This is a genomic window from Haloferula chungangensis, from assembly GCF_042664875.1.
Classification (GTDB): Bacteria; Verrucomicrobiota; Verrucomicrobiia; order Verrucomicrobiales; family Akkermansiaceae; genus Haloferula; species Haloferula chungangensis.
In genome coordinates, this window is the sequence record NZ_JBHTBS010000004.1 from 234,869 (window position 1) to 253,569 (window position 18,701).

At 60.1% G+C, this 18,701-nt stretch carries 15 protein-coding genes; 9 read left to right on the forward strand and 6 right to left on the reverse strand.

Going from position 1 to position 18,701, the window contains the following annotated elements; translation table 11 throughout:
- The first annotated feature begins 59 nt into the window (after positions 1 to 59).
- From ACFQY0_RS10030 to ACFQY0_RS10055, 6 genes are all read left to right on the forward strand, one after another.
- Positions 60 to 329: a hypothetical protein gene (locus ACFQY0_RS10030; RefSeq protein ID WP_379711862.1), complete on the forward strand. Its 270-nt coding sequence runs from the start codon at positions 60 to 62 to the stop codon at positions 327 to 329.
- 55 nt (positions 330 to 384) lie between these two features.
- Complete coding sequence (locus tag ACFQY0_RS10035; RefSeq protein WP_379711864.1) at positions 385 to 1,707, forward strand: TolC family protein; 1,323 nt, start codon at positions 385 to 387, stop codon at positions 1,705 to 1,707.
- A gap of 24 nt (positions 1,708 to 1,731) precedes the next feature.
- Complete coding sequence (locus ACFQY0_RS10040) at positions 1,732 to 3,948, forward strand: heavy metal-binding domain-containing protein (RefSeq protein WP_379711866.1); 2,217 nt, start codon at positions 1,732 to 1,734, stop codon at positions 3,946 to 3,948.
- Positions 3,949 to 4,108: 160 nt separating this feature from the next.
- The gene (locus tag ACFQY0_RS10045; protein WP_379711868.1) at positions 4,109 to 8,029 is read left to right on the forward strand and encodes an efflux RND transporter permease subunit; all 3,921 of its coding nucleotides are present in this window, start codon (positions 4,109 to 4,111) and stop codon (positions 8,027 to 8,029) included.
- A gap of 156 nt (positions 8,030 to 8,185) precedes the next feature.
- The gene (locus ACFQY0_RS10050; RefSeq protein WP_379711870.1) at positions 8,186 to 10,513 is read left to right on the forward strand and encodes a multicopper oxidase domain-containing protein; all 2,328 of its coding nucleotides are present in this window, start codon (positions 8,186 to 8,188) and stop codon (positions 10,511 to 10,513) included.
- A 20-nt stretch (positions 10,514 to 10,533) separates the two neighbouring features.
- Entirely contained in the window at positions 10,534 to 11,277 is a 744-nt protein-coding gene (locus ACFQY0_RS10055; protein ID WP_379711872.1) for a MauE/DoxX family redox-associated membrane protein, read from the forward strand.
- Between the two features lie 22 nt (positions 11,278 to 11,299).
- On the opposite strand, the gene ACFQY0_RS10060 is transcribed toward ACFQY0_RS10055, so the two are convergent.
- The 5 genes from ACFQY0_RS10060 to ACFQY0_RS10080 all read right to left on the reverse strand — a co-directional run bounded on the left by ACFQY0_RS10060 (position 11,300) and on the right by ACFQY0_RS10080 (position 14,293).
- On the reverse strand, positions 11,300 to 11,455 hold the full coding sequence (locus ACFQY0_RS10060; RefSeq protein ID WP_379711874.1) for a hypothetical protein: 156 nt from the start codon (positions 11,453 to 11,455) through the stop codon (positions 11,300 to 11,302).
- Positions 11,456 to 11,726: 271 nt separating this feature from the next.
- Positions 11,727 to 11,891 carry a DUF4250 domain-containing protein gene (locus ACFQY0_RS10065; protein ID WP_379711876.1) on the reverse strand — a complete coding sequence of 55 codons (165 nt, stop codon included), beginning with the start codon at positions 11,889 to 11,891 and terminating at the stop codon, positions 11,727 to 11,729.
- A 44-nt stretch (positions 11,892 to 11,935) separates the two neighbouring features.
- Entirely contained in the window at positions 11,936 to 12,388 is a 453-nt protein-coding gene (locus ACFQY0_RS10070) for an outer membrane lipoprotein (RefSeq protein ID WP_379711878.1), read from the reverse strand.
- A gap of 55 nt (positions 12,389 to 12,443) precedes the next feature.
- The gene (locus ACFQY0_RS10075; RefSeq protein WP_379711880.1) at positions 12,444 to 13,256 is read right to left on the reverse strand and encodes a TIGR03943 family putative permease subunit; all 813 of its coding nucleotides are present in this window, start codon (positions 13,254 to 13,256) and stop codon (positions 12,444 to 12,446) included.
- Positions 13,253 to 14,293, reverse strand: coding sequence for a permease (locus ACFQY0_RS10080; protein WP_379711882.1), 1,041 nt, complete (start codon positions 14,291 to 14,293; stop codon positions 13,253 to 13,255). Before ACFQY0_RS10080 ends, ACFQY0_RS10075 begins: the two co-directional genes overlap by 4 nt.
- A gap of 267 nt (positions 14,294 to 14,560) precedes the next feature.
- On the opposite strand from ACFQY0_RS10080, the gene ACFQY0_RS10085 reads away from it, so the two are divergent.
- Positions 14,561 to 15,223: a hypothetical protein gene (locus ACFQY0_RS10085; protein ID WP_379711884.1), complete on the forward strand. Its 663-nt coding sequence runs from the start codon at positions 14,561 to 14,563 to the stop codon at positions 15,221 to 15,223.
- Between the two features lie 5 nt (positions 15,224 to 15,228).
- On the opposite strand, the gene ACFQY0_RS10090 is transcribed toward ACFQY0_RS10085, so the two are convergent.
- Entirely contained in the window at positions 15,229 to 16,815 is a 1,587-nt protein-coding gene (locus ACFQY0_RS10090) for a glycoside hydrolase family protein (protein WP_379712278.1), read from the reverse strand.
- Between the two features lie 152 nt (positions 16,816 to 16,967).
- Here ACFQY0_RS10090 and ACFQY0_RS10095 point away from each other — a divergent pair, with 152 nt between their 5' ends.
- Positions 16,968 to 17,570, forward strand: a complete 603-nt coding sequence (locus tag ACFQY0_RS10095; RefSeq protein ID WP_379711886.1) for an alpha-ketoglutarate-dependent dioxygenase AlkB family protein — start codon at positions 16,968 to 16,970, stop codon at positions 17,568 to 17,570.
- A gap of 78 nt (positions 17,571 to 17,648) precedes the next feature.
- Positions 17,649 to 18,629, forward strand: coding sequence for a YihY/virulence factor BrkB family protein (locus ACFQY0_RS10100; RefSeq protein ID WP_379711888.1), 981 nt, complete (start codon positions 17,649 to 17,651; stop codon positions 18,627 to 18,629).
- The last annotated feature ends 72 nt before the right edge of the window (positions 18,630 to 18,701 follow it).

Sequence of the window (18,701 nt, forward strand, 5' to 3'; positions counted from 1 at the left end):
CCATCTTTCTTGGCAGAGAGGCACCCCCGTATCCATTCAAACAAACCAATCTCAATATTATGAAAAGTATCTATATTCTTAGCTCAATCGCCCTCGTGTTCAGCTCCTGCAAACCGCAGGAAAGCGCTTCGACCGAAGCAGCCGCTCCTGAAGCGGTTGCGTCCACCTACCCGCTCGATGTCTGTGTCGTGTCGGGTGAGGAACTCGGTTCGATGGGGGATCCCGTCGTGATCCAGCATGAGGGCCAGGAGGTTCGATTCTGCTGCGACAGCTGTCTGCCGAAGTTCAAAAAGGACCCGGCCAAGTACTTGAGCAAACTCGAGAAGTAAGCACCCCGCCCCGGGAACCCCTTGGGACTTCCCGGGGCAAAATTTTCCTCACGCCATGAGTCGATTCCGACGCAGCCTGCCGGTCCTCCTGCTGGTCTGCCTGCCGCTTTCCTGTAGTACGGATGGCGGTGGCAGCGGTGCGGGAAAAGAGCCCACGCTTAGCACCCCGCCGCCCTCGGCCGCCGTTAACTACTCGGTCTCAGGCGCCTCGAGCCCCGAGCAACTCGCGCGATTGGCGGTCCAGCACCATCCCTCGATCTCGGCGGCGAGACACCGCGCGGATAGGCTCGCCCAGAAGGCACCTCAGGAGAGCGCGCTGCCGGATCCGACGCTGGAAATCTCGGCCGGATCAATGGCCGAAACCGCGGCTGGTCGGGTCGATGCCATGGGTGGAGTGAAGCAACGGATTCCCTTTCCGGGAAAGCGTCGTGAGGCGGCGGCGGCGGCCGGAAGCGAGGCGGCGGCAGCCAGCGCCGAAATCATGGCGCTCGAGCTGAAGCTCACCGAACAGGTGCATGCCGCCTGGTGGGATCTCTACCTGGCCGAGCAGACTTTGAGCATCAGCCGTGAGAGCCGCTCGGTGCTTGAGGCGCTCCAGGAAATCGTCGATGCACGCGTTTCCACTGATCAGGCGAGCCAGGCGGATCAGCTACGCCTCTCCAATGAGATCACCATGATCGACCGCGATCTGGCCAATGCCGGGCAGCTCAGGAGCACCGCCCGGGCCCGCCTGAATTCCCTCCTCAACCGCCCCGCCGGAGCCAGTTTGCCGAGTGCGGTGAACTCGCCGGTTCCCTCGGCGGGCTCGCTCGATCAGCTGATGGCATCGGCGCAGTCGAATCACCCCGAGGTCTCCGCCGCCGAACAACGGGCGCAGGCATTCCGCCACCGTCTGAAACGCGCCGAGCTGGAAAAGTATCCCGACTTCACTGCCGGAGTCGCCGGGGCCTCGGTGGCATCGTCCGGTTTGTCGGCCGTTGCGAATGGCCGCGATCAACTGTATGCGACGATCGGCGTGACCCTGCCGTTCTGGCAGGAGCCGCGCAAGGCGATGATCCGGGAGGCGCAGGAAGGCATCGCCGAAACCGAGGCGATGCTGGCAGCGACCCGCTCGGACCTCCGCTACCGGGTCGAGGACGCCTGGTACCGCGCCAAGACCGCCCGCGACGTGGCGACCCTTTTCGAAACCCGCCTGATCCCCGATGCCGAGCAGGCCTACGACGTCACCCTCACCGGCTACAGCGCCGGAAAAAGCAGCTATGTCGACCTGATGGAAACCTGGCGTGGGCTGCTGGGCTACCGCCTCCAGCTTGCTGGAAACCGCGCCCAAATCGGCAAAGCCACCGCCACCCTCCGCGCTGCTGCGGGGGTGAAGTGATCAACAACTCCAGCACATGATTCCATGAAACTTCCTGACTTTCTCAAGCATCCACGAAAGTGGCTCGTCTTCCTCCTTCCGCTTGCCCTCTTCCTTGGCGGCTGGTGGTTCGGGCTGCCACCGGCGGAGAAGGAGGGTCACGAGCACTCGGCCGACAGCAACGAGGTCTGGACCTGCTCGATGCATCCGCAGATTCGCCAACCCAACCCGGGGCTTTGTCCGATCTGCAACATGGATCTGATTCCCCTCCAGGACGATAGCGGTGGCGGGCTGCGCGAGGTCGCGGTGTCCGACGAGGCGGCGGCGCTGCTCGACATCCGGGTGACTCCCGTCAGGCGGGCGCCGGCCCAGGCCGATATCCGGCTGTTCGGCCGGATCGACTACGATGAACGTCGTATTACCTCGGTGACGGCGCGGATGGACGGGCGGCTTGATCGCTTGTTCGTCGACTTCACCGGAGCCCGTGTGAGAAAGGGTGATCATCTGGCGGAGATCTACTCGCCGGAATTGTTCGTGGCGCAGAAGGAACTGATCGAAGCCCATCGTGCCTTCGGGCGGCTGGATGCTTCCGCATCATCGGCCGTGCGTGATACGCGGCGTCGATTGCTGGAGTCGTCACGGGAACGGCTTCGTCTGCTCCAGCTGAGCGATGAGCAGGTCTTGAGAATCGAGAACAAGGCCGAGCCAAGCCCGACACTCCAGATCGATTCGCCCCAGGACGGCGTGGTGGTGGAGAAAGTGGTCAACGAAGGGAGCTACGTCAAAACCGGTGACGCCATTCTGCGGGTCGCGGATCTCTCAAGCGTCTGGCTCAAGGTCGAGGCCTACGAAAGCGACCTGCCGTGGTTGCGCTACGGCCAGACCCTCGAGTTCACAGTCGATTCGATTCCCGGCAGGACATTTCACGGACGGATTGCCTTCATTGATCCGGATCTCGACGCGATGCGCCGGGTGGCGTCGGTGCGCGTCAACGTCGACAACCCGGACGGACTGCTCAAGCCGGGCGTATTCGCAAAGGTGCGGGTTTCCTCGCGGATGACGGCGGGCGGGCGCGTGATCGATCCGCAGTTGGACGGAAAGTGGATCAGCCCGATGCATCCGGAGATCGTCAAGGACGGTCCCGGGCAGTGCGATATCTGCGGCATGGATCTGGTGCCTGCCGAATCACTCGGCTTTCTCGGTGAAGAGGACCAGCACCGCGAGCCCCTGCTCATCCCGCGCAGCGCCGTGCTGCAGACCGGCGATCGGGCCTTGGTCTATGTGCGGCTTCCCGAGGAGGACGCGCCGGTTTTCGAAGGTCGGCAGGTCGTTCTCGGTCCGGCGGTGGGAAGCGAATTCATCGTCCGCGAGGGCCTTGCCGAAGGCGAGCTGGTCGTCAGTCGTGGTGCCTTCAAGCTCGACTCGGAACTTCAAATCAAAGGAAAGCCGTCGATGATGAATGACGACGCCGGGCTCGAGGAACGACCGGCCGGTGAGGCTTCCGAGGACCTGTTAGGTCAATGGTCGCCACTGCTTCGCGGACTCGACCGTCTGCGGAGCGCGGCAAGAGCTGGAAACAGGCCTGCCATGAAGGAGCAGTTGAACACGATGCGGGCTGCGGTGGAATCGATTCGCACGGAGGCGATGCAACCCGATGACCTGAAGCGCTGGAACGAGTTTTCGAATCGCTTGTTGGTCGATCTGAATCTGGCGCTTCAGAAGGCCGACGAGGATCCGCAGATCGCCTACGGAATCGTCGCGCGAGCCATTGAAAAGGCAGGCCGCCACCTGGGAGTGCCCTACCAGCCGACGGAGACGCCAGCCACGGATCCGAGATTCGTCGAGCATCTCAAACGACTCGTTGCCGCCTACCTACCCATCGCCAGAAGCCTGGCCGACGACGATGAAGCGAGCTCGAAGCAGGCGAGTGAGGCTTTTGCGAAAGAGGTTGCCGCAACGCAGCTCCCCGATTCCGATGAGCTCAAGAAAGCGTCAACTCTGCTGGCACGGGCTGCGGACCTCAAGTCCCGGCGCACCGCGTTCGATACGGTCAGCCAACAGATGATCGCTCTGGTGCGCGCCCATGGGATCGATCGCCTGGGCGACCTCTACATCGTGCATTGTCCGATGGCATTCGGAAACCAGGGCGCGGACTGGCTTTCGTCGCTCCCCGAGGTGCTGAATCCCTACTACGGCGACGCCATGCTCACCTGTGGCAGCCTCAAGGACACGCTTTCCGTAAAGAAAGGAGGCGAAGAGTGAGAACTTTGGAGTGCGGTGGCAGAGCGCAGCGGCGACACCGCTTTCGAGTCACCTTTGGTGCCCGTTTCACCGAGGGGAACGGAAGGGAATTTAGAAATTTCGGGGTGATTCGAAAGCGGTGTCGCCGCTCGGAGACTCGCTCTGCCACCGCAGTCCAAAAATGAACAAGCTCATCCATTTCTGTCTCCACCAGAAGCTTGTCGTGCTTCTGCTCCTTGCCTTCGTGATCGCCTGGGGCGTGCGGGTGGCACCCTTCGATTGGGATACCGGCGACTACCCGCGGGATCCGGTTGCCGTCGATGCGATTCCGGATCTCGGAGACAACCAGCAGATCATCTTCACCGAATGGGCGGGTCGATCGCCACAGGACATCGAGGATCAGGTGACCTATCCGCTCACGGTTTCGCTGCTCGGCGTGCCGGGCGTGAGAGAGGTGCGCTCGTTCTCGATGTTCGGCTATTCCTACGTCTATCTGATTTTCGAGGAAGACGTGGAATTCTACTGGAGTCGTAGTCGAGTGCTCGAAAAGCTCAACTCGCTTCCGTCGGGATTGCTTCCCGAGGAAGTCACGCCAACTCTCGGGCCGGATGCCACGGGGCTCGGACAGATTTTCTGGTACTATCTCGAAGGCCGGGATCCCGATGGGAAGCCAGTCGGCGGCTGGGATCCGGATGAGCTGCGCTCGCTGCAGGACTGGCAGGTTCGATACGCCCTGCTCGCTGCCGACGGGGTGGCGGAGGTCGCTTCGGTCGGAGGTTATGTCCGCCAGTATCAGGTCGATATCGACCCCGATGCCCTGCGCGCCAATGAAGTAACGCTTGCCCAGGTCGTCGACGCGGTGCGCAAATCGAATCAGGAAATCGGCGCGCGCAACCTCGCGGTCAATGGCGTCGAGTACTTCATCCGGGCGACCGGTTACGTGGATGAGGTCGACGACATTCGCGAGGCGGTGGTGACGGTTCGTGACGGCACGCCGATTACGGTTGCACAGGTGGCGTCGGTGGAACTAGGGCCCGCCCTGAGGCGCGGAGCGCTGGACGTGAATGGCGCCGATGCCGCAGGCGGCGTGGTGGTGGCACGCTTTGGCGCGAATCCGATGGCAGCCATCAAGAGCACCAAGGAGAAAATCGCAGCCCTCGCCGAAGCGCTTCCAATCCGTGCGGTGATTGATTGGACGAAAACGACGCCCCAGGAGGTCGCGGATTTCGCACAGAGCCAAGACGTGGAGACATCGGCCATGCCGCAGAACGCGGACGCAGAGCCGGGTGGGCACGCTGCCGATGATTGGCTGGATTTCACCAAGACCCATCCTCGCGATGCCTGGCCGGAGTGGCTGACGACTTCGCATGTCACGGTGGTGCCCTTTTACGACCGGAGCCATCTGATTTCCGAGACACTCAACACGCTCGACGAGGCACTCTGGCAGCAGGTGCTGGTGACGATCATCGTCGTGGTGGTGATGGTCATGCATCTGCGCAGCAGCCTGCTGATCTCGGTGATGCTGCCGTTGGCGGTGCTGATCACCTTCATCACCATGAAGCTCGCAGGCGTCGATGCGAACATCGTGGCGCTCGCCGGAATCGCCATCGCCATCGGCACGGTGGTCGATGTCGGCATCGTGCTGACGGAGAACATGCTCAAGCATCTCGATGAGGCCGATCCGAGCGAGTCGAAGGCTGCGGTGATCTACCGGGCCGTGACCGAGGTGGCCTCGGCGGTCACGACATCGGTGGCGACGACGGTAATCAGCTTCCTGCCGGTCTTCACCATGACCGGGGAGGCCGGGCGCTTGTTCCGCCCGCTGGCCTTTACCAAGACCTTCGCGCTGGTGGCATCGATCGTGGTCGCGCTGACCATCATTCCCCCGCTTGCCCATATCATCTTCGGCTCGCTGCCCCGTTTTGTTAGAGAGCGTCGCACGCATGCCTCCTTGCTGCTTCTCGCAGCCGGGCTGGTTTCATTCTCCTACTCGCCGATGCTGGCGGTCGCCCTGCTGGCGCTCGCGGTCGGCGTGTATGTGGTACCGCTGGTGCCGGCGGGACCGATGAGGATCGGCTTCGTGGTGGTGAACCTCGCGGTGGCGGTGGGGGTGGCGTGGTTGCTGACGATCGATTGGATGCCGCTCGGGCTCGATCGCAGCAGCCTGGTGAATTTTGTGTTCGTCTTCCTCGTGCTGGGCGGCCTGCTCGGCGCCTTCCGCCTCTTCGAGCTGGCTTATCCGGCAATGCTTCGCTGGTGCCTGCGCCACAAGGCGATGTTCCTGAGTGTGCCGGTGATGCTGCTGGTGCTCGCCGGCAGCATCTGGCTCGGCTTCGACAAGCTCTTCGGTTTCGTGCCGAAGACCATTGGCGATGGCATCACCGAGACCCGGCTCTGGAAGGATACCAGCGCGAAATTCCCCGGGCTGGGACGCGAGTTCCGGCCGGCCCTCGATGAAGGGACCTTTCTTTTCATGCCGACGGTGAGTCCGCATGCCTCGATCGATGAGGCGACGGAATCCCTGCGGCAGCTGGACGCCGCGATTGCGGGAATTCCCGAAGTCGCTCAGGTCGTCGGCAAGATCGGCCGAGTGGAGTCTTCGCTCGATCCGGCACCGATCTCGATGGTGGAGACGGTGATCAACTACATCCCGGAATACCGAAGCGATGAGAAGGGTCGGGTTCTGCGATTCAAGACGGATGCCGAGGGCGATTTTCTCTACGATGACTCTGGTAACTTGATCGAGGAATCCGGCGGGACGCCTTTTCGCCAGTGGCGACCACAGATCCAATCGCCGGATGACATCTGGGAGGAGATCGATCGCGTGACCCGAATGCCAGGCGTGACCGGGGCTCCGAAGCTTCAACCGATCGAGACCCGTCTGGTGATGCTCCGCACCGGCATGCGCGCGCCGATGGGCCTGAAGATCAAGGGTCCCGAGCTCGAGACCATCCAGGACTTCGGTCTTGAGATCGAGCGCCTGCTGCGTTCGGGCGAAGTCCCGGGTCTGGCGACGGAAACGGTCAATTCCGACCGGATCGTCGGGAAACCGTACCTCGAGATCGTTCCCGATCGATCGGCGGCCTCGCGCTACGGCTTGAATATTTCGGACATCCACGAAGCGATCCAAGGCGCGATCGGCGGGACGATGACCGGCAACACGATCGAAGGCCGGGAGCGCTACATGATCCAGGTCCGCTATGCGCGGGAGCGGCGCGATGACATCGAAAGCCTCGGCCGCATCCTGGTCACCTCGAAGGAAGGCGCCCAGGTTCCGCTCGAGCAGCTCGCCACCTTCCGCTATGTCCGCGGACCACAGGTAATCAAGGCGGAAGACACGTTTCTAACAGGATACGTGACCTTCGGTGCGGAACCGGGATTTGCAGAAGTCGATGTGGTCGAAGCCGCCGAGGCTTTCCTCAGGGAGAAGGAACAATCGGGTGAGCTCCGACGTCCTGCCGGGGTTCGCTACGACTTCGCCGGCAATTACGAAGCGGCACTTGAGTTCAACCGCACGCTGCTTTTCATGCTGCCGATCTGTCTCGGCGCGATCTTCATGCTGCTCTATCTCGATAGCCGCTCGGTCAGCAACACCCTGATCATCTTCAGTGGCGTGGCGGTCGCCTGGGCCGGTGGATTCCTGATGCTGTGGCTCTATGGGCGACCTGGCTTCCTTGATTTCGAAGTCTTCGGACATCACGTCGGCGAGCTTTTCAATGTCGGTCCGATCAACATCTCGACGGCAGTGTGGGTCGGATTCCTCGCGCTCTTCGGCATTGCGACCGATGACGGTGTGGTCGTCTCGACTTACTTGCGGCAGCGCTTTGCCGAGCTGAAGCCGACGACGATCGAGGCGGTTCGCGAGGCGACCTTGGAAGCGGGTATGCGGCGGGTGCGACCCTGCCTGATGACCACGGCCACTACCTTGCTGGCCTTGCTTCCCGTGATCACCTCAACCGGTCGCGGATCCGACCTGATGGTCCCGATGGCGATTCCGATCTTCGGCGGAATGATCGTCGAACTGATGACCATGTTCATCGTCCCGACCCTCTACTGCCTGTGGCAGGAGCGAAGAATCAGGAAAGCCACGATTGAAATATGACCAAACCCAATGACCCATATGAAAGCCGATCGAGAACTCGAAAATTATCCGCCAGAACGCTTTCGGAAGCCCCGACTGTGCAACAGTGGGAAGTGCCGGGATCTTGATTCGGGAGATCCCCCATTTCGGCATTTAAAATGCGAAAAGTCTCCTGCCATGGGGCATTCTCGAAGTTTTCGTTTCATCCTGCAATTTTGCGCGGTCGCTTTGGTGCTGTTTGCATCATCCGCCCAATCGAAGGAGGTCGTTTACCACCTGAACATCGCCGAGCAGGACGTAAATTTCACCGGCAAATCCAAACCCGGAATGACCATCAACGGCAGCATTCCCGGACCGGTCCTGCGATTCCGCGAAGGCGACACAGCGGTGATGCATGTTCGCAACGAAATGGACGTGCCGACCTCCATCCACTGGCACGGGATGCTGGTTCCGCCGGATCAGGATGGTGTTCCTTACATCAGCTATCCACCAATCGCGCCGAAGACGACCTTCACCTACCGCTTCCCGATTCGTCAGGCGGGGACATACTGGTATCACTCCCACACCGAGCTCCAGGAGCAGCTTGGTGTCTATGGAACGATGGTGATCCAACCGCGATCGAAGCGCCATTCGGTGAGCCGCGAACAGGTGGTGCATCTTTCTGACTGGACCGACATGGATCCGAAGAAGGTCATGCGTCTGCTGCGCCGGGGATCGGAAGCCATGGGCGTGAAAAAGGGCACCGCGCAAAGTCTTCTGGGGGCATGGAAGACCGATAAGATGAGTGAGTTCTGGAAGCGGGAGGCGATGAGGATGCCACCGATGGATATCGCGGATGTCGCCTACGATGCCTTCCTGATCAACGGAAAGCAGAGTAGCGAAATGAAGGCAAATCCCGGCGACACTGTGCGGTTGCGGATCGTCGATGGCTCGGCCACGAGCTACTTCCACCTCCAGTATTCGGGCGGGCCTCTGAAAATCATCGCGGCCGACGGTCAGGATGTGCATCCGGTCGAGCTCAAGATGCCACTGCTGATCGGGGTCGCGGAGACCTATGATGTGATCGTGAAGGTCCCGGCGAGCGGAAGCTATGAATTCCGGGCAACCGCCCACGACGGATCAGGGCATGCGTCGCTGTGGATCGGCAGTGGCGAACGCAAGCCCGTTCAAGACATGCCGAAACCCTACGTTTACGACACCATGAACATGTTCAATTGGAAGAACATGTTCGCGCTGACTCCGGCCGGGACCATGGGCATGCCAACTCGTGAGGTGAAGCAAGGCAAGTTCGACCAACCGGGAATGAACATGGAGGGCATGGACCACACGATGATGGCCGAGGGCATGAAGCATCAGATGTCGATGGACGGCATGAAACACGACATGGGTAGGATGGAAATGAAGGGCTCCATGGATGACGGGATGGGAATGAAACACAATCCGCCGAAATGGTACGACTTCCTGCTGCGGGAGGACGCCGGCCGATTTCCGCACCTTGCGAGCGACACCATGATGTCGAAGATGCGTCCCTTCCCTCCCTACAAGAAACTCCGATCCGTGAAGCGGACGGCTTTCGATGCCAGCAAGCCGGTTCGGGAAGTCAGGCTGACCCTGGATGGCGACATGGATCGCTACGTCTGGTCCTTCAACAACGAACCGCTTGCACCGGAGAACGACATCAAAATCAACGAGGGTGAAGTCGTCCGTTTCATCTTCATCAACCGGACGATGATGCACCACCCGCTCCACCTCCACGGACATTTCTTCCGGGTGATCAATGGACAGGGTGCGCGATCGCCCCTGAAGCATACCGTCAACGTCGCACCGATGACGACCACGGTGATCGAGTTCGATGCGAACGAGGTGGGCGACTGGTTCTTCCACTGCCACCTGCTTTATCACATGAAGGGAGGCATGGCCCGGGTGGTTCGATACAACGGCTTCACCAACGACCCGGAGACCGAAGCGATCTCGGACAAGCGCTACGATCAGCATTGGTATCTCTTCGCTCAGGCCGATCTGCTCAACAACATGACGCAGGGAGCCATCATGTTCGAGAATCTCGAGAACACGGTCTCACTTTCCTGGGAAGCAGGATGGGACGGAGTGGAGGACGTCGAGTGGGAGGCGGAATTGGTCTACGACCGCTACATCAACCGTTTCACTTCGGTCTTCGCCGGTGTCTATGCGGAGGGTGGCGTCACAGATGACTTATCGGATTGGCAGAGTGAAAAAGAACGTCTCATTGCCGGTGTCCGTTATCTTTTGCCAATGAACTTCAGCAGTTCCGCGTGGATCGATTCCGACGGCGGAGCTCGGGTAACGATCGGTCGCGAACTGATGCTCACGCCTCGTCTGGGAATCTTCGGCGATGTGGAGTACGACACCCGCGAAAAGTGGTCCTATCAAGCCGGCACGTCCTACATGATCAACGAGAACGTGTCCCTCACCGGGCTCTGGGACAGCAGCTACGGTGTCGGTGCAGGCGTCACCTTGAAATTCTAACCCACCCACCTCTGAGAATTATGAGTGAGAAAAAGAATGCTACAATCTACCGCATGGTCACCCCGGACCATTTGTGTCCCTGGGGTGTGAAAGCCAAGGATCTCTTGAAGCGCTCCGGCTACGATGTGGAGGATCACCTTCTCGAGTCGATGGAGGCGAACGAGGAGTACAAGGAGAAGAACAGCTACCACGAAACGCCGCAGATCTTCATCGGAGGCGACCGCCTCAACTACGACCAACTGCGCGAGCATCTGGGAAAGGGGCCCGACCCGAAGGAGGGTGAAACCTATCAGCCCGTGATCGCCGTCTTTGCGGTGACCTTCGCGATGGCTCTAACAACCTGCTGGGCGCTGCAGGGATCGCTTTCGGCGATTCGGGTGGTCGAGCTTTTCATCGCCTTCAGCATGTGCGTGCTGGGAACTCTGAAACTTCAGGACCTGCTCTCGTTTTCCACCGGCTTCGTGCAATATGATCTGATTGCGCAGCGCTACGTGCCGTATTCCTACGTCTATCCCTTCGTCGAGGCGGGGGCGGGAGTGCTGATGATCGCGGGCTTGTTCACCTGGGTCGCCGCCCCTGCCGCGTTGATCGTCAGCACGATTGGTGCGATTTCGATCATCAAAGCGGTTTACGTCGAAAAACGCAGCCTGAAATGCGCCTGTGTCGGGGGCGGCAGCAGCGTGCCGCTTGGCTTCATCTCGCTAACCGAAAACCTGATGATGATGGCGATGGCAGTCTGGATGATCGTGAAAATGGTGTCGTGAAGCCCACTGTCACCCCCAAATCTTAAGGCAGCACGGGAACGACCTCGGCTCCGGAAGCACCCTGGTCCAGAGGGTCGGAACCGCCGAGCGGTTGGCAGGAACTCAGGCCCAGAGGCAGGATGGCGATCCCTAGAAACAACAGAGCCGCCGCTCGGGCGATGGAGAGAAATTTCGACATGCCAATCTCCATAGTCCGGGGGCCTCCCGGAGTCAATCGAGGGCCGGTAATTGTCGGCAAGCCTGAAACGATGAGCGACAGCGGCGGATCAGACGAAGGCGCTCACCAACAGCATGGCAAGGGCTCCAAGGATCAGGAAAGTAAAGCCGACGAGTAGTCGGTCGAAGCTGTCGACGAGTTTCATTAGGTGACAATTACGTCACAAAAGAGAGCAGATCAAGGTCTAAGGCTGTCGTCAGGCGGAGCCGCAGCGATGGGGCGTGCTTGTGCCTTAGCGAAACTGCTTCTGCTCCGGCCGATAGTCGTAGCCCGCTTCGGCGAGTCGGGCGATCAGCCGCTCTTGGTCCAATGCGTGGGTTTTCACGAGATCGTCGAGGTCTTCGCTTTGGTTTCGAAGCTCGGTGTTCACCAGGCCCACCAGCAGGTGGGGATCCATGTTTTGAAAGTCGCTGAGGTTCATTCCTAGGATCGCGGCAAACATCAATGGGTCACCCGGTCGCGACCGCCACCCGAAAGGACGCGGACACGTTCGCCGACGGCAAATGCCTCGCGCGGGTTTTCTTCCTGCACGATGGAAACCGATCCGCCGTTATCGAGTTTGACTTGGATCTCGAGGCCTTGCTTTGAGGTGACTTCCTTGCCCGCATAGGAACCGGCTGCTCCCCCGGCGAGCGCCCCACCGATGGTGGCAGCCGTGCGTCCGGAACCACTGCCGATCTGGTTGCCGAGGAGTCCTCCGGCGGCGGCTCCGATGATGGTGCCGCCCGCGGTATTTCCCTCGATCTTGACGTAGCGAATCGAAGTGATGGTTCCCATGCTCACGGATTGGGCTTGTCCGGCGTCATAGCGCGAATAGCTATCACCGGTGAGTGATTCCTGAGCGCAGGAGGAAAACAGGAAAGGCACGAGAGCAAGGGCGCAAATTGGTTTCATGGTGCTGGGGAATTAATTCGGGAAAATATCGCTGTAAAGGAGAAGACGCGCCGATTCAGTAGCCGCGCATGAATGATTCTTCCATGGGAGCTTCGGTGACTTTAGCAAAGTCGACTTCGAGGACCGGTTCGTGGCCTTTTCCTTCATCGGGATAGGTGATGGTGCCGGAAAGGCTGATCCAGGAATTCGCTTCCACTTCGGGTGCGCCGTTGGGAAAGCGGGCGATGATCGGGACGGGGCGACTGTCGGCAGCACAGCAGGTGATGAACAACCTGTAGAGGCGGAATTGGTCAGGCCTGTCGGGATCGGGGACGAGGCGGCCTTCCGTGACGACCTTCATGCCTCCGACAAGCCCACGCATTTCGGGATCCGCACTGCTGAAGAACAGCTCCATCAGCGGGAAAGTACGATAACCATCGGAGTTCGCCGGGTGCTGGGCCTCGATGATCTCCTTTGTCAGGGGCGGGAGAACGGATGAAAGGAACAGGGAGCCGGCTTCGGCGGGCGAATCATTGAGCCCCTTGCGGGTGAGGGCGCTGATGGAAAATCCGTCGGTAGTCCAGCTCGTGCAGAGTCCGACAGGCAGCACCATGATGGCGATGGCGGCAAGCGGGTGGAGATCGAGGCTTTCGTGGTCGTGGGTGTCTTCAGGGCCGTGGTCGTGTCCGCAGTTCGCCGCCATGCGGCAGGTGAGCAGGTTGAAGAGCCCGACGACGATCAACCCGAGCCCGCCGGCGAGGGCGATGAGGCGGAAATCGGGGGCGAGGTATTTGACGATCCGGCCGGTGTAGAAGAAATACACCAGGATGGCGCCCCAAATGATCAGGGCGAGGGCGAGAAGACTGCGCTGAAGGGCGAGGTGCTTCATGATTGAAGGGCGAGGATGCCGGCTTGCCAGGCGATGCATGCGAGACCGATGACAAGGAACAGGCCGAGCGCGAGCAGCAGGATGAAGCGGCGTTTGAGGACCGTCTGATAGAGAAAAATAAGCTTTACGTCCATCATCGGTCCGAAGGTCAGGAAGGCGAGCTTGGCGCCCCAGGTGAACTTATCGAGCGTGGCAGCAATGAAGGCGTCCGAGGTGCTGCAAAGGCTGAGAATGAAGGCGAGGGCCATGAGGGCGGCGGGCGCAGCGGTGGGGTTCGAGGCCAGGCTATCCAGCCACTCGGCACCGGGGGCAATGCCCGTATTGAAAAGCGCGGTGATCGTCACACCGATGACGAAGTAGACGCCGACGTCGACAAAATCGCGCATCGAGGAGCGGAGTGCGGCAACGAGCTTTTGACCGGAGTTCGGCTCGTGGTGATGATGAGGATCTTCGTGGCCGTGATCGTGACCGCAGCAGGCGTGGTCATGATCATGCCCGTGGTGATGATCGTGTCCGTGGTGATGGTGCTCTTCTTCGTCGAGGGATTTGAGGAGCTTGGGACGGAGGATTTTCCCGATGGGAATGCGCGCGATGACGATGCCGACGAGAACTGCGACGAGAAAGCCAAGCCCGAGGCGGGAGGCGGTCATGACGGTGCTGGCGGTGGCGGTGACTCCATCGCCGAGGGCGACCACGGGGCCCTTGAATGCCTTCCAGGTGCTGAGCGCGGTGATCGGATTGACGATCGGCGCGGCGAGCATGTAGGTCAGGGCGCAGGAAACGGGCAGGCCCTTTTTGACGAGGCGGCGGATCACCGGCACCACGGCGCATTCGCAGACGGGCAGGATGATGCCGAGCAGGCCGGCGACAAGGATCGCGGGCAGGGTTTTCTTGGGAAGCAGCCGGTCCATCGTGCCGGCGGGCAGATAGATATCGATGACACCGCTGATCAGAGTGCCGAGCAGGATGAAGGGAGCGCCCTCAAAGAGGATGCTTAAAAAGGCAAAGGCGAAGTCCTGTTGGGCGTCGGTTGACACGTCGGGAGAATGGCTCGGACGGCGTGGCGGGCAAGAATATCCGGGTGGCGATCAAAAAGAGGGCGAGCCCTGCTCACCCTTGCAGAATGAGCGTTTGCACGGGGTCGCAGGGCAGATTGCATCGGTGCGAGGTCGGGCGAACGGCTGATGAGTGCGGAAATAGAGGCTCAGCAAGCGCCCGCGTGGCTGGCACTTGAGCTGCGATAGGAGAAGGACGGGAGAGAGGCCGTTAGACTGGCCTCGATCCTTGAAACCTTCCAAAAGCCCATGAACAGTCACACCGCAGATATGTCGACTCCACCCGGACCGGAGCGCGCCAGGCCAATGAAATTTGGCGCCGCGAGTTTCCGAACGGGTATCTATGAATTCATCCCGGTTCCCTTTTTCGACGACTGGCTGATTTCTCGCGAGCGTCGCCAGATTGTGCGCACCATCCTTCAGCGCCGTGGCCTGGGCTTTGATGATCATGTGGTGCGGATCCTCGCCGGCGGCGGTCGATCATTTTCCAGTCGACTGCGGTCGTTCGCCAAAGGCCTGATGATGAAACCTTTGCGCAAGATCATGCGGACGGCCTTGTTCTGGCTGACGGCGCGCCGGGCTGCCAAGAATGTGGTGGCGACCTATTTTCTCGCGCGTTATCTCCACCACCCCGATCTCGGCGCCGCGTGCGAGAAAGATCGAATCACGCTGAGCGATGCCCGCGAGCTCGCGGCAGTTTTCGAAGACATCTCAAAGAACATCGACCTCAAGGCATTGGGGGGAGCGGTGCGCAAGGTCAAAGGGGTGCTGGATGGGCGACGAGCGTTCGAGGTCGACCGGCAGGAATTGAAGGACGCGATTGAGACGGAAGCACCGGGATTCATCGCTGAATTCGATGCTCTGGCTTCCGCCAAGCTCCGGGAGAGCGCCTCGCTTCGAGGGATGGTGTGAAGGGCTCAGCCCCCGACCAACTGGTCGTCCTGTTGGGTGGGGTTCTTCAAGCGCCAAACTTTGAGGTCGTTGATTTCCAGTTCGGCCGTTTCCAGATAGGGACCCACGTAGCCGTGGTCAAAGTGCTGATCCGCCATCGAGAGAATAATGTAACCATCGATGGAAACCTCCAGGTAGCTACCGAAGGCGAGGATGGAGATTTCGGCTTCGCCGGGGCTTTCGCATTGCCAGAAGGCGCTCTGGACGGTCTCGAAATTCATCATGTGCTCGCCGGATTTATCGCGGTTGGTTCCCCAGGCTCTCATCTGGGCGACTCCCTTGAGCAGATCGAGCGAGAGGTAGTAGCCGTCGTGAGATTCGGGATCGATGCGGAAAACGAATCCGCACTTTCCCTTGCCGATGAGTTTCATCCGGCAATCGAGACGAAAGCTCTGGAGTTCTTCTTCGAAGACAAATGCCTGAAAGCCAAATTTGCTTTCAAGCATCCAGTGAGCCTCCTCCGCGCGGCAGTAGTTTCCTGTTTCGTCAGGCTTAAGGTTGCGGATGTTGCAGGTGTCGACGCGGCCGTCGAGCCACTCATCAAAGACCTCAAATCGCTTCACCCTCAACAGTCCATTGGCGTCCTGGATCAGCCGCTTGGGCGGGGGCATCAGATTGTTCGCGGTGCGGTCGTCGCGGTTCATCGCGAAGAAGCACCACAGCAGCAGCCCCTTTTCATCCCTGCAAACGCGTCCGGCATAATTCCCCTGAGGCATCAGGACATTGTCATGATAGCTCTGCCACGGCTTGCTGATGGTATCGGTGTGCCAGTAGCGGATTTTGGCGTCTTCCCGGATACTGCCGATCAGATAAATCTGCCCACCCAGTTCGAAGACATTGGGCACCTCGATGTCGTCATAGAGCATCGGATGATGCAGTGGAGCCTGGCCGACGAAGTGATTTGGCTCCACTTCCTTCATGACCGCCACGCAGCCACGGCGAACCAGCGGGCCGCTCTTCACTCGTGCGGCGGCGAGCAGCCAGTTGCCGGAGGGGCAGGAGAAGAAATAGGGATCACGAAAGCTGATCATTCCCCTCCCTTCGGAGATTTCTGATTCGTAGTGGGCGGAATCGGGCGCCAAGGGGTAGCAGCTGTGCGGGTCCACTTCGGAGGCGGCGACATCGCCGGTGGAACGCTGGCTCAGCTCCCTCGATTCCTTCACCTTTGGTGGATCGTGCGGGCCTCGATTGTCCTCCCAGTTCACCGCATGCTTTCGCCAGCGGTAAAGGTCGTCGCTGGTGGCGAGCCCGATGCGTTGCAGGCGCCCTCGTTCGCGCCGCGACAGACCGGTGTAGAACATCCGCCAGTGTCCGGGGTGGTGCGGATCGGGGGAGACGTGCATGGTCCATAGCATCAGATCGTCCCAGCTTCCCGGATCTCCGATGAACAAAGCGTTGCGTACACGTCGCCAGTTCACGCCATCAGTCGAAACCGCATGGGCGATGAAATCGTGGTTCGGCAGCACCAGGTGAAACAAGTGATAGAGCCCGTCATGATAAAGGACATCCACATCCCCTATCGCCTTCCTGCTTTCCTCGGTTTCCGCAAACATGATGATCGGTCGATTCGCGTGGTCGCGAAGTTCCATTCTAACTGCCACAGAATCCGACAGGTCGCAAGCGCGCACGGGATCAACAGGAAAATGTGGCAGCCCGTCCGCATCAGGGCTCGTCCCGTTTGCCTTTGGTGCTATGGTCCATCTTCATGGATCTGTTTTCCCGCGAACCCTCAGCCAATTTGTTGCCCCGGGATGGCGAGGTGATCTACTTTGGACCGATACTCGATGCGTCGGATCATGAAAACCATCTTCAGACCTTGTTAGAGAGCGTTCCCTGGGAAAGTGACGAGCTGGTGATGTTCGGCAGGCGCGTCACGACATCCCGAAAGGTGGCTTGGTATGGTGACAGACCTTTTGCCTACAAATATTCAGGCAGCGAAAAGGTGGCGCTGGCCTGGACGTCGCTGTTGCAGGACCTGAAGCGGCGGGTCGAGGACCTTAGCGGGGAACGTTTCAACTCCTGCCTGCTGAATCTCTACCATGATGGGAGCGAGGGCATGGGATGGCACCGCGACGACGAATCGGCGATTGTTAGAGATTCGGCCATCGGATCACTGAGTTTTGGGGCGGAGCGGAAGTTTTCGTTCAAGCACGCTGAGACAAAGGAGGGTGTTTCGCTGGTTCTGGAGAAGGGGAGCCTGCTGGTGATGAAGGGAGAAACGCAGCGGCACTGGCTTCACGCCCTGCCCAAGACGAAGAAGTCGAACGAACCCCGAGTCAACCTGACCTTCCGCCGGATGAAGGAATGAGGGCCCTCAATCGTCTCCGGAGGGTTGGTACTTTCTGGGCGTCGAACGGAATGGCATGATCACTGCGAAAAGAAAGCCATGGAAATCGAGAACACCGGCGAGACCGCCACGAGCCCCCGGCAGATCCCCAAGCGCGGGTGGTGGCAGATTGTGAAACGGATCAAGGACGAGCTTGCCGAGGATCATGTGACGATCGTGGCGGCGGGCATCGCATTCTATTTCTTTCTCGCGATCTTCCCGGCCTTGGCGGCACTGGTTTCCATCTATGGACTACTCGTCAGCCCGGAGGATGCCGCATCCCAGATCGAGGAGATTGCCGCCGTTCTTCCCAGTGAGGCCGGAGCGATGATCGGTGACATGGTTGGAACGCTGGCGAACAAGCCCGACGAGAAACTTGGCTGGGGTCTCGTGGTGAGTATTCTGGTGAGTTTGTGGAGTGCGAAAAAAGGCACGGGAGCGTTGTTCGAGGGACTGAACATCGCCTATGAGGAAAAGGACAACCGGGGGTTCATCAAGAAGAACCTTCTGACCTTGTCCGTCACGGTGGCGCTGGTGATTGGCGGGATCATCGCCATCAGCCTTGTCGCTCTGGTGCCTGCTGTGATCGATCTGTTTCCGCTCCCGAATGCGGTCGCCTCATCCCTCGATTTCCTCCGTTGGCCTCTGGTGACGGGGATGATCGTTGTCTTCCTCTCATGGATCTACCGCGTGGCTCCCGACCGCGATTCCGCTGAATGGAAATGGCTGTCGGTCGGCTCCGTGATGGCGACCGGCCTGTGGTTGGCAGGCTCGGCCGGGTTTTCATGGTACATCGATACCTTCGGATCGATGGACAAAACCTACGGATCGTTCGCAGCCGTGGTGGTGCTACTGCTCTGGCTCTTCCTGACATCCTTCATCATCCTGCTCGGTGCGGAGATCAACAGCGAGCTGGAGCTCCAGACTTCCGTCGATACGACGACAGGACCGGATGCTCCCATGGGGGAGCGGGGAGCATACTGTGCGGACCACGTCGCCTCGAAGGAAGCGGAGGCGGAAAGTTCATCCGGGACGGGATGAAGAGGGCATCATGGAAGCAATGGGGTATGCCGGACTTTGCATTCCGCGCAATCCCCGTTGCATGATGCGCAA